The organism is Pseudomonas sp. 22189, assembly GCF_052045635.1.
GTDB lineage: Bacteria > Pseudomonadota > Gammaproteobacteria > Pseudomonadales > Pseudomonadaceae > Aquipseudomonas > Aquipseudomonas parakoreensis.
Window position 1 is genome coordinate 1 of record NZ_JBQEPG010000053.1, and the last position, 14,304, is coordinate 14,304.

General features: G+C 62.0%; 2 protein-coding genes. Both read left to right on the forward strand.

The window, feature by feature from the left end; translation table 11 throughout:
* Positions 1 to 13,764: immunoglobulin-like domain-containing protein (locus ACTJKS_RS27710; protein WP_440829044.1), on the forward strand; the 13,764-nt coding region annotated here is incomplete at its 5' end.
* Between the two features lie 147 nt (positions 13,765 to 13,911).
* Complete coding sequence (locus tag ACTJKS_RS27715) at positions 13,912 to 14,250, forward strand: hypothetical protein (protein WP_041070910.1); 339 nt, start codon at positions 13,912 to 13,914, stop codon at positions 14,248 to 14,250.
* Positions 14,251 to 14,304 lie beyond the last annotated feature (54 nt).

Below are 14,304 nucleotides of genomic sequence, written 5' to 3' on the forward strand. Positions count from 1 at the left end.
GGCACCGTGACCACCACCGCGCCGAACGATGCGTTGAACGGCCAGGCGCCGCTGACCAACTCGATCACTGGCGTGAGCGGTGGCAACTACGAAAACCTCGTGGCCGACAAGACGCCGGTCAGCACCACCGTGACCGACACCGTCGACACCACCAACCTGACGTTGAGCGCCACTGGCTCCGTCGCTGAAGGCGGTTCGATTGTCTACACCGCGACCCTGACCAACCCGGCCGGCACCCCGGTGACCGTGACCCTGAGCAATGGCTCCGTCATCACCATCGAAGCCGGTAAAACCACCGGTACCGTGACCGTTCCAGCGCCTGCCGATGACGTTTACAAAGATGCCGGCAAGGTTGAAGTCAGTATTACCGGAACCAGCGGTGGCAATTTCGAGAACCTTGTTCCGAGCACCGTTCCAGCTGTCACCGAAGTCACTGACACCATCGATACTTCGACCGTCAAACTGACCGCTGATACTTCGGTCGCTGAAGGCGGCACTGTCACTTACACCGCTACGGTTGGTGCGCCGGTGACTGGCTCGCCGGTTGTCGTGACTCTGGCCAACGGCCAGACCATCACCATCGAAGTGGGCAAGACCACTGGCACCGTGACCACCACCGCGCCGAACGATGCGTTGAATGGTCATGAGCCACTGAGCAACGCGATCACTGACGTGAGCGGTGGCAACTACGAAAATCTCGTGGCCGACAAAACCCCGGTCAGCACCACCGTCACCGACACCGTCGACACCACCAACCTGTCGCTGACTGCGACCGGCACCGTGGCGGAAGGTGGCTCGATTGTCTACACCGCGACCCTGACCAACCCGGCCGGCACCCCGGTGACTGTGACCCTGAGCAATGGCTCCGTCATCACCATCGAAGCCGGTAAAACCACCGGTACCGTGACTGTTCCGGCGCCTGCCGATGACGTCTACAAAGATGCCGGCAAGGTCGAAGTCAGCATTACCGGAACCAGCGGTGGCAATTTCGAGAACCTGGTGCCGAGCACCGTTCCAGCGGTCACCGAAGTTACCGATACCATCGATACTTCGACCGTCAAACTGACCGCGGACACCTCGGTAGCCGAGGGTGGCACCGTCACCTACACCGCTACGGTTGGCGCACCGGTGACCGGTTCGCCGGTTGTCGTGACCCTGGCCAACGGTCAGACCATCACCATCGAAGTGGGTAAAACCACCGGCACCGCAACCACCACCGCACCGAACGATGCGTTGAATGGTCACGAGCCACTGACCAACGCGATCACTGACGTGAGCGGTGGCAACTACGAAAATCTGGTGGCGGACAAAACCCCGGTCTCGACCAACGTCACCGATACCGTCGACACCACCAACCTGTCGCTGACTGCGACCGGTACCGTGGCCGAGGGCGGTTCGATCGTCTACACCGCGACCCTGACCAATCCTGCGGGCACTCCGGTGACCGTGACCTTGAGCAATGGCTCGGTCATCACCATCGAGGCCGGTAAAACCACTGGCACCGTGACTGTTCCAGCACCCGCCGATGACGTTTACAAAGACGCTGGCAAGGTTGAAGTCACGATCAAAGACGCCGCAGGCGGCAATTTCGAGAACCTGGTGCCGAGCACCGTTCCGGCTGTTACCGAAGTGACCGATACCATCGATACGTCGACGGTCAAACTCACCGCCGACACTTCGGTCGCTGAAGGCGGGACTGTCACTTACACCGCCACCGTCGGCGCACCGGTAACCGGCTCGCCGGTTGTTGTCACCTTGGCCAATGGTCAGAACATCACCATCGAAGTGGGCAAAACCACCGGCACCGTGACCACCACCGCGCCAAACGATGCGCTGAACGGTCACGAACCGCTGACCAACTCGATTACCGGCGTCACCGGTGGCAACTACGAAAACCTGGTCGCTGACAAAACTCCGGTTTCGACCACCGTTACCGACACCGTCGACACCACCGACCTGACGTTGAGCGCCACTGGCTCCGTTGCCGAAGGTGGTTCGATCGTTTACACCGCGACCTTGACCAATCCGGCCGGTACGCCGGTGACCGTGACCCTGTCGAACGGCTCGGTGATCACCATTGAAGCAGGTAAAACTACCGGCACCGTGACTGTTCCCGCCCCAGCCGATGACGTTTACAAAGACGCTGGCAAGGTTGAAGTCACGATCAAAGACGCAGCAGGCGGCAATTTCGAGAACCTGGTGCCGAGCACGGTTCCGGCTGTCACCGAAGTCACTGACACCATCGATACTTCGACCGTCAAACTGACCGCCGATACTTCGGTCGCTGAAGGCGGCACTGTCACCTACACCGCGACTGTCGGTGCTCCGGTAACCGGCTCGCCGGTTGTTGTGACCCTGGCCAACGGTCAGAACATCACCATCGAAGTCGGCAAAACCACCGGCACCGTGACCACCACCGCGCCAAACGACGCGCTGACGGGTCACGAACCGCTGACCAACTCGATCACCGGCGTCAGCGGCGGCAACTACGAAAATCTGGTCGCTGACAAAACCCCTGTCAGCACCACCGTCACTGACACCGTGGACACGACGAACCTGTCGCTCAGCGCCACCAACTCGGTCGCCGAGGGTGGTTCGATCACTTACACCGCGACCCTCACCAATGCCGCTGGCTCGCCAGTCACCGTGACGCTGTCCAACGGTTCGGTGATTACCATCGAAGCGGGCAAGACCACCGGCACCGTGACGGTTCCAGCGCCAGCCGATGACGTCTACAAAGATGCCGGCAAGGTTGAAGTCACGATCAAGGATGCTGCGGGTGGTAACTTCGAGAACCTCGTTCCGAGCACTGTTCCGGCAGTGACTGAAGTCACTGACACTATCGACACCACTTCGGTGAAACTGACCGCAACCGAGTCGGCTGCTGAAGGTGGCACCGTCACTTACACCGCGACTGTCGGTGCACCCGTGACCGGTTCGCCAGTCGTGGTGACCCTGGCCAACGGTCAGAACATCACCATCGAAGTCGGCAAAACCACCGGCACCGTGACCACCACCGCGCCAAACGATGCGTTGAACGGTCATGCGCCGTTGACTAACGCCATCACCGACGTGAGCGGCGGCAACTACGAGAATCTGGTTGCCGACAAAACCCCGGTCAGCACCACCGTTACCGACACCGTCGACACCACCAACCTGTCGCTGAGCGCGACCGGTACCGTGGCTGAGGGCGGTTCGATCGTTTATACCGCGACCTTGACCAATGCTGCCGGCTCGCCGGTCACCGTGACCCTGAGCAACGGCGCCGTGATCACCATCGACGCGGGCAAAACCACCGGCACCGTGACCGTTCCAGCACCTGCCGATGACGTCTACAAAGACGCCGGCAAGGTCGAAGTCACGATCAAGGATGCTGCGGGCGGCAACTTCGAGAACCTGGTGCCGAGCACCGTTCCGGCCGTCACCGAAGTCACCGACACCATCGACACCTCGACGGTCAAACTCACCGCCGATACTTCGGTGGCTGAAGGCGGCACTGTCACTTACACCGCTACTGTCGGCGCTCCAGTGACTGGCGCGCCTGTTGTTGTGACCCTGGCCAACGGTCAGACCATCACCATCGACATCGGCAAGACCACCGGCACCGTGACGACCACCGCACCGAACGATGCGTTGAACGGTCACGAGCCGCTGAACAACTCGATCACCAATGTCAGCGGCGGCAACTACGAAAACCTCGTCGCCGACAAGACGCCAGTCAGCACCACCGTGACCGACACCGTCGACACCACCAACCTGTCGCTGAGCGCGACGCCGGCGGTGAACGAAGGCGGGCAGATCACCTACACCGCCACCCTGACCAACGCCGCCGGCACTCCGGTGACCGTGACCTTGAGCAATGGCGCGGTGATTACCATCGACGCCGGCAAAACTTCCGGCACCGTGACCGTCGATGCGCCGAAGGATGACGTCTACAAGGACGCCGGCACCGTTGAGGCGACCATCAAGGGCGCGACCGGTGGCGACTTCGAAAACCTGGTGACCAGCAACACCCCGGCCGTGACCACCGTCAACGACACCATCGACACCTCCACCGTGTCGTTGACCGCCACCGCCAACGTCGCCGAAGGCGAAACCGTGGTTTACACCGCAAGCGTGACTGCACCAGTAACAGGCTCGCCTGTTGTGGTCACCCTGTCCAACGGCCAGACCATCACCATCGCCGTCGGTGAGACCACCGGCAGCGTGAACTTCGTCGCGCCGAACAGCCCATTGGCGGGCGGCAGCTCGCTGAGCGTGGCCATCGACAAGGTTGCCGGCGGCAACTATGAAAACCTGGTGGCCGACAAGACACCGGCGAACACCTCAGTGTCGGACACTGTCGACACCACCAACCTGAACCTGACCGCCAGCGACTCGGTGGACGAGGGTGGTTCGATCGTTTACACCGCGACCCTGACCAATCCGGCCGGGACGCCGGTGACCGTGACCCTGTCCAACGGCGCGGTGATCACCATCGAAGCCGGTAAAACGTCGGGCACCGTGACCGTTCCAGCTCCGGCTGACGACGTGTACAAAGACGCGGGTAAAGTCGAAGCAACCATTTCCAGCGCTACCGGTGGCAACTTCGAGAACCTGGTGCCGAGCACCGTTCCGGCCGTCACCAACGTGACCGACACCATCGATACCACTACGGTCAAACTGACCGCAACTGAATCCGCTGCTGAAGGTGGCACCGTCACTTACACCGCGACTGTCGGTGCGCCAGTGACTGGCTCGCCGGTCGTGGTGACCTTGGCCAACGGTCAGAACATCACCATCGAAGTGGGTAAAACCACTGGCACCGTCACCACCACTGCGCCGAACGATGCGTTGACCGGCCACGCGCCGCTGACCAACGCCATCACCGACGTGAGCGGCGGTAACTACGAAAACCTCGTGGCGGATAAAACGCCGGTTTCGACCAATGTCACCGACACCGTCGACACCACCAATCTGTCGCTCAGTGCGACCGGCACCGTGGCCGAGGGTGGCTCGATCGTCTACACCGCGACGCTGACCAACGCTGCCGGCTCACCGGTTACCGTGACGTTGAGCAACGGCGCAGTGATCACCATCGACGCCGGTAAAACCTCTGGCACCGTGACCGTTCCGGCGCCAGCCGATGACGTGTACAAAGATGCCGGCAAAGTCGAAGCGACCATTTCCAGCGCTACCGGTGGCAACTTTGAAAATCTGGTACCGAGCACTGTGCCGGCCGTCACCAATGTCACCGATACCATCGACACCACCACGGTCAAACTGACGGCGACTGAATCCGCTGCGGAAGGTGGCACCGTCACTTACACCGCGACTGTCGGCGCGCCAGTTACCGGCTCGCCTGTGGTCGTAACCTTGGCCAACGGTCAGAACATCACCATCGAAGTGGGTAAAACCACCGGCACCGTGACTACCACTGCGCCGAACGATGCGTTGACCGGTCATGCTCCTCTGACCAACGCGATCACTGACGTGACTGGTGGCAATTACGAGAATCTGGTCGCGGATAAAACGCCGGTTTCGACCAATGTCACCGACACCGTCGACACCACCAATCTGTCGCTGAGTGCGACCGGCACCGTGGCCGAGGGTGGCTCGATCGTCTACACCGCGACGCTGACCAACGCTGCCGGCTCACCGGTTACCGTGACGTTGAGCAACGGCGCAGTGATCACCATCGACGCCGGTAAAACCACCGGCACCGTGACCGTTCCGGCGCCTGCCGATGACGTGTACAAGGACGCTGGCAAAGTCGAAGCAACCATTTCCAGCGCCACCGGTGGCAACTTCGAGAACCTCGTCCCAAGCACTGTTCCTGCAGTGACCGAAGTCACCGACACCATCGACACCTCCGCCGTGAAGCTCAGCGCCGATTCTTCGGTGGCTGAAGGCGGCACCGTGACTTACACCGCGACCGTCGGTGCGCCGGTCACCGGTTCGCCGGTTGTCGTGACCTTGGCCAACGGGCAGAACATCACCATCGAAGTCGGCAAGACCACTGGCACCGTGACCACCACAGCACCGAACGATGCGCTGACCGGGCATGCACCACTGACCAACTCGATTACCGGCGTGACCGGTGGCAATTACGAGAATCTGGTCGCCGACAAAACGCCGGTTTCGACCACCGTTACTGACACCGTCGACACCACCAACCTGTCGCTCAATGCGACCGGCACCGTGGCGGAGGGTGGCTCGATCGTTTACACCGCGACCTTGACCAATGCCGCTGGCTCGCCAGTCACCGTGACTCTTTCGAACGGCGCAGTGATCACCATCGAAGCCGGTAAAACCACTGGCACCGTAACCGTTCCTGCGCCGGCGGACGACGTTTACAAAGACGCCGGTAAAGTCGAAGCAACCATTTCCACTGCTACCGGTGGCAACTTCGAAAACCTGGTGCCGAGCACTGTTCCGGCCGTCACCAACGTTACCGATACCATCGACACCACCACGGTGAAACTGACCGCGACCGAGTCTGCCGCTGAAGGCGGTACCGTCACCTACACCGCGACTGTCGGTGCCCCAGTGACCGGTTCGCCGGTCGTAGTGACGTTGGCCAACGGCCAGAACATCACCATCGAAGTCGGCAAGACCACCGGCACTGTATCTACCACCGCACCGAACGATGCACTGACCGGTCATGCTCCTCTGACCAACGCGATCACTGGCGTGACCGGCGGTAATTACGAGAGTCTGGTGGCTGACAAAACGCCAGTCAGCACCACTGTGACCGACACTGTCGACACCACCAACCTGTCGCTGAGCGCAACCAACTCGGTCGCCGAGGGTGGTTCGATCATCTACACCGCGACCTTGACCAACGCGGCTGGCTCGCCAGTCACCGTGACCCTGTCGAACGGCGCTGTGATCACCATCGAAGCCGGTAAAACCACTGGCACCGTGACCGTTCCGGCACCTGCCGATGACGTCTACAAAGACGCCGGCACCGTTCAGGCAACGATCACCAACGCTACCGGTGGCAACTTCGAAAACCTGGTACCGAGCACCGTGCCGGCTGTGACTCAGGTCACCGACACCATCGACACCACCACGGTCAAACTGACCGCGACCGAGTCTGCTGCCGAAGGTGGCACCGTCACCTACACCGCGACCGTTGGTGCGCCAGTGACGGGCTCGCCAGTCGTGGTAACTCTGGCCAACGGTCAGAACATCACCATCGAAGTCGGCAAAACCACCGGCACCGTAACCACCACCGCACCGAACGATGCGCTGACCGGCCACGCGCCGCTGATCAACGCGATCACCAACGTCAGCGGTGGCAATTACGAGAACCTCGTCGCCGACAAGACCCCGGTCAACACCACGGTCACCGATACCGTCGACACCACTAACCTGTCGCTGTCCGCGACCGGTACCGTGGCCGAAGGCGGCTCGATCGTTTACACCGCGACGCTGACCAACGCTGCCGGTTCGCCGGTTACCGTGACGTTGAGCAACGGCGCCGTGATCACCATCGACGCGGGCAAAACCACCGGCACCGTGACCGTCCCGGCACCGGCTGATGACGTTTACAAAGACGCCGGCACCGTGCAGGCCACGATCAAATCCGCCACCGGTGGCAACTTCGAAAATCTGGTGCCAAGCACCACGCCAGCCGTGACCAGCGTCACCGACACCATCGACACCACCACGGTCAAACTGACCGCGACCGAGTCTGCTGCTGAAGGTGGTACCGTCACCTACACCGCGACCGTTGGTGCACCGGTAACCGGTTCGCCAGTGACCGTGACTCTGGCCAACGGCCAGAACATCACCATCGAAGTCGGCAAAACCACCGGCACCGTGACCACCACCGCACCGAACGACGTGTTGACCGGTCATGCGCCACTGACCAACGCCATCACTAACGTCAGCGGCGGCAACTACGAAAACCTGGTGGCCGACAAGACCCCGGTCAGCACCACGGTCACCGACACCATCGACACCACCAACCTGTCCCTGAGCGCGACCGGCACCGTGGCCGAGGGTGGCTCGATCGTTTACACCGCAACGCTGACCAACGCCGCTGGTTCGCCAGTGACCGTGACGCTGAGCAACGGTGCAGTCATCACCATCGACGCCGGTAAAACCACCGGTACCGTCACCGTCCCTGCCCCGGCCGACGACGTCTACAAAGACGCCGGCACTGTTCAGGCAACGATCAAAACCGCGACCGGTGGCAGCTTCGAGAACCTGGTACCAAGCACCACGCCAGCAGTGACCAGCATCACCGACACCATCGACACCACGGGCGTGAAACTCACCGCCACGGGCACCGTGGCCGAAGGTGGCACCGTCACTTACACCGCTACCGTTGGTGCGCCAGTTACCGGCTCGCCTGTCGTCGTGACCCTGGCCAACGGCCAGACCATCACCATCGACATCGGCAAAACCACCGGCACCGTGACCAGCATCGCGCCGAATGACGCGCTGACCGGCCACGCGCCGTTGACCAACGCGATCAATAACGTGAGCGGTGGCAACTACGAAAACCTGGTGGCCGACAAAACCCCGGTCAGCACCACCGTGACCGACACTGTCGACACCACCAACCTGACCCTCAGTGCCACCAACACGGTCGCCGAGGGCGGTTCGATCATCTACACCGCGACCCTGACCAACGCGGCTGGCTCGCCAGTGACCGTTACCCTGTCGAACGGCGCGGTGATCACTATCGACGCGGGCAAAACCACTGGCACCGTGACCGTTCCTGCCCCGGCTGATGACGTCTACAAAGACGCCGGCACCGTGCAGGCAACCATCACCAATGCCAGCGGCGGCAACTTCGAAAACCTGGTACCAAGCACCGTACCGGCCGTGACCAGCGTCACCGATACCATCGACACCACTACCGTGAAGTTGTCTGCCACCGGTACAGCGGCTGAAGGCGGCAACGTCGTCTACACCGCCACCGTCGGTGCGCCAGTCACAGGTTCGCCAGTCGTGGTGACTCTGTCCAACGGCCAGACCATCACCATCGACATCGGCAAAACCACCGGCACCGTGACCACTACTGCGCCAAACGACGCGCTGACCGGCCACGCTCCACTGACCAACGCCATCACCAACGTCAGCGGCGGCAACTACGAGAACCTCGTGGCCGACAAAACGCCGGTCAGCACCACCGTGACTGATACCGTCGACACCACCAACCTGTCGCTGTCCGCGACCGGCACCGTGGCCGAAGGCGGCTCGATCGTTTACACCGCAACCCTGACTAACGCCGCTGGCTCGCCAGTGACCGTGACCCTGAGCAACGGTGCAGTGATCACGATCGATGCAGGCAAAACCACGGGCACCGTCACCGTTCCGGCTCCAGCGGACGACGTCTACAAAGACGCCGGCACCGTGCAGGCCACGATCAAGACTGCCACCGGTGGCAGCTTCGAAAATCTGGTACCAAGCACCACGCCAGCCGTGACCAGCGTCACCGACACCATCGACACCACTGGGGTGAAACTCACCGCCACGGGCACCGTGGCCGAAGGTGGCACCGTCACCTACACCGCCACCGTCGGTGCGCCTGTGACTGGTTCGCCAGTCGTGGTAACCCTGGCCAACGGCCAGACCATCACCATCGACATCGGCAAGACCACCGGCACCGTGACCAGCATCGCGCCAAACGATGCACTGACTGGCCACGCGCCGTTGACCAACTCGATCAGCAACGTGACCGGCGGCAATTACGAAAACCTCGTGGCCGACAAAACCCCGGTCAGCACCACCGTGATCGACACCGTCGACACCACCAGCCTGTCGCTGAGCGCGACCCCGGCGGTGAACGAGGGCGGCCAGATCACCTACACCGCAACCCTGAGCAACGCTGCCGGTTCCCCGGTGACCGTGACCCTGAGCAACGGCTCGGTGATCACCATCGACGCCGGTAAAATCACCGGCACCGTGACCGTTCCGGCTCCGGCTGACGATGTCTACAAAGACGCCGGCAGCGTGCAGGCGACCATCACCAATGCCAGCGGTGGCAACTTCGAGAACCTGGTACCGAGCACGGCACCGGCCGTCACCAGCGTCGCCGATACCATCGATACCACCACCGTCAGCATCACCGGCAGCACCTCGGTGACCGAAGGCCAGACCGCCAGCTACACCGTCAGCCTGACCCACCCGGCGCAAACCGACGTGACCCTGAAAATCGTCTACAGCGGCACCGCCGCCGACGGTTCGGACTTCACTGGCGTGTACACCGTGAAGATCCCGGCGGGCGCCAGCAGCGCGCAGTTCAACGTCGCGACCATCGATGACAAGATCACCGAAGGCACCGAGAACTTCGTGGTCAAGATCGACTCGGCCACCGGTGGCAATTTCGAGAACCTGGCTGTCAGCAGCACCAACGGCAGCGTCAGCACCTCGATCATCGACAACGATGCACCACCGGTCATCGACCTGGATGCCAACAACTCCAGCGGCGCCACCGGTGCCGACTACAAGGTGACGTTCACCGAAAACACGCCGGGCGCCGGCGTGTCGATTGCCGATACCGACCTGACGATCACCGACCCGGACAGCACCATGCTGACCGGTGCGACCATCGTCCTGACCAACCGTCAGGACGGCGATGCGCTGAACCTCGGCAACAGCGTCAACGGCATCACCATCAATGCCAACAGCACCAACGGCACCGTGACCCTGACCCTGTCGGGTAACGCGACGCTGGCCGACTACATGCAGGCCATCAAGAACATCACCTTCACCAACAGCAGTGAAGACCCGAGCACCGTGCCACGGATCATCACCGTGACCGTGACCGATGGCGGCAACTACTCCAACACCGCGACCACCACGGTCAACGTGGTGGCGGTCAACGATGCGCCTATTGCAGCGCCAGTCAACGTCACCGGCACCGAAGACACCCCGCTGATCCTCGGCTGGTCGACCTTCGGTGTGACCGACGTCGACAGCCCGGCCAGCAGCCTGGGGATCAAAATCACCCAGCTGCCGGGCGAAGGCAAACTGCAGTACCTGGACGGTTCGACCTGGAAAGACGTCGCCAACAACCAGACCTTCAGCAAGGCTGACATCGACGCTGGCAAGCTGCGCTTCCTGCCGGATGCCAACGAGTCGGGCGTCAACGGTTACGGCGGCACCGGCCTGGGCAACAACCAGGCCGACTACGCGCAGATCAAGTTCCAGCCCACCGACGGCCAACTGCTGGGCAACACCGGCACCGTGAAGATCGACATCACGCCAGTGGCGGATGCACCGACCGTGAGCGTGGCCGACAACAGCGTGAAATCCACCGGACTGGTCAAGGAAGTCTGGACCGGTCTGGCGGGCCTGGGTACCAGCGGCAATGGCGCTGACTCGACCACGCTGAAAAACGTGATCGATGGCGCCGGCACCCCGAACTCCAGCACCAACGTGACCAACGTGCAGTCCGACGGCAGCGTGACCGCCGGCACCGCGTCGAAAACCTCGGGCCTGATCTATCTGGAAGCCGGCAAGACCTACAGCTTCAGCGGCGTGGCTGACGACAGCCTGCTGATCACCATCGGCGGCAAGAGCGTGGCGTCGGGCACCTGGGGCGCGGGCGGTACGATCAGCGGTTCGTTCACCCCGACCACCAGCGGCTACTACACCCTGGACATCTACCACCACAACCAGAGCGGCCCGGGCAGCTATGACGTGAACCTGTCGGTCAACGGCAGCACGCCGATCGACCTGAGCAGCGCCGGCGTGCCGATCTACACCGGCGTGCAGGATCTGGTGAACGCCGGTGTGACCGTCTCCGACCTGCACGGTACCAACGGCGAAGGTTATTACGACGGCTACAAACTCAACACCGGCGCCGAAGGCACCACGGTGAAACTGTCGGCGATCAACACCGCGCTGACCGACACCGACGGCTCGGAAACCCTGAGCGTGAAGATCAGCGGTGCGCCGGTCGGTTCGGTACTCTCCGACGGCCATGGCCACAGTTTCACTGTCACCGCGAGCAACGGCGAAGCCAACGTCACCGGCTGGAGCCTCGGCAGCCTGACCGTGACCCCGCCGACCTACTACAACGGCCAGTTCAACCTGACCGTGACGTCGACTTCCACCGAGATGGTCGGCGGCTCGGCCAGCAGCACCGCGACGATTCCGGTCACCGTGGTGCCGGCGGTGTACAACGCCGTGGTCGGTACTTCGGGCGATGACACCTTCAACGGTACCGACGGCAACGACATCATGGTCGCCGACATCGGCGGTCTGACCGTGGTGCCGGGCACCAACTACAACATTGCGTTCATGGTCGACAGCTCGGGCAGTATGAGCACCTCGTCGATCAACGCGGCCAAAGACTCGCTGACCTCGGTGTTCAACACCCTCAAGCAGAGCCTGGGCGGCAGCAATTCGGGCACGGTGAACATCTTCCTGGTGGACTTCGATACCCAGGTCAACAAGTCAGTCTCGGTCAACCTCAACGACCCGAACGCGCTGACCCAGCTCAAAGCCGTACTCGACTCGATGACCTCCGGTGGCGGCACCAACTACGAAGACGTGTTCAAGACCACGGCCAACTTTTTCCAGAGCACGGAAGCGCTGGCCAACACCGGGGCGAAGAACCTTACCTACTTCATCACCGACGGCCAGCCGACCTACTACCAGAGCGGCGAGCAGACCAACCCGACGCTGTATGGCAGCGTGAAGTTCGACAGTGTGGTCACGACCAGCAACTACAAGCTGGGCGATACCTTCAGCACGTACATCGACAATACGCATTACCTGAGCATCACCGCCAGCGGTTATGCCCAGTTGCAGACCTACAACGGCCGCGGCTGGACCACCACCAACCTGGGCACTGTCCACGCTCAGGGTGATGGCACCTACGAGCTGTCGAGCCTGGCCGGTACTGGTAACAGCACCACGACTGCCACCACCGACAACTCCAGCAGCAGCTTCGCCTTGCTCAGCGGTCTGTCGAATGTCGAAGCCATCGGTATCAACAGCGGTGTCAGCCTCAACGACCTGAAACCGTATGACTCGGATCACTTGCCGCAAACCAACATCGATCCGAAGGATCTGGCCAACTCGATCATCGGCCATACCGAAGCAACGATGCCGGGCAACGACACCGTCAGCGGTGGCGACGGCAACGACATCCTGTTCGGCGACCTGGTGAGCTTCAACGGCATTGCCGGCGAGGGTTATCAGGCGATGCAGGCGTTCGTGGCGCAGCAGACCGGCGTGGATGTCAGCAAAGTCACTACCAGCAATGTGCACCAGTACATCACCGAGCACTATCAGGCGTTCGATGTCTCCGGTGCGCACGATGGCAACGACACGCTGTTGGGTGGCGCAGGCAATGACATCCTGTTCGGCTCGGGCGGCAACGACCTGCTCGACGGCGGCAAGGGCAATGACATCCTGCTCGGCGGCACCGGCAACGACACGCTGATCGGTGGCCAGGGCAATGACATCCTGATCGGTGGTTCCGGTGCTGACACCTTCGTCTGGAAAGCAGGCGACACCGGCAACGACGTGATCAAGGACTTCAACGCCAGCGAAGGCGACCGCATCGACCTGCGTGACCTGTTGCAGGGCGAAACCGGCAGCACCATCGACAACTTCCTGAAGATCACCACGGTTGATGGCACGTCGTCGCTGCAAGTCAGCTCGGCGGGCAAGTTCAACTCCGGCGACGCGGCAGCCGCCACGCCGGACGTGACGATCAAACTGGAAGGCAACAACTGGTCGAGCGCCAACATTCACAACCTGATCGCCGGCAGCGATCCGACCATCAAGGTCGACCACAACAACAGCTGATGCGTGAACAAAACGGCCGCCCCTTGGGGCGGCCGTCACGTTTGCGGCTAACTCGGCGGTGACGATTTCGTCGCCAGCCCGCATACTCGCGCGCAGTTGGCCTATGCTGCTGACAGCATGACGCTGGTTCTTTCTGAGGGATGCTCAATGTTTTACGTGCAACGCGATGCGCAGGGTCAGTTGATTCGCGTGGAAGCGGCGGCCTACGCCGAGGCCACGGAAACGCTGCCGGCCGACCACCATGACATCCAGGCCTGGTTCGCCAACGCGGCCGTGGAAAACAGCCTCAAACAGCTCAAGCAGAGCGACTTTGAAATGATTCGGGTACTCGACGACCTGATTCAGGTGCTGACCCAGAAGGGCGTGATCCGCGTCACCGACCTGCCCCCGGCGGCGCAGGCCAAACTGATGGACCGGACCCAGGCACGGGAAGCGTTGGGCGGGTTGAGCCAGTTGATCGATGAAGATGAAGGCGGGCTGATCTGATCCGCGATCTTCAGTGACCTGGCAGTCCCCTTCGCGAGCAGGCTCGCTCCCACA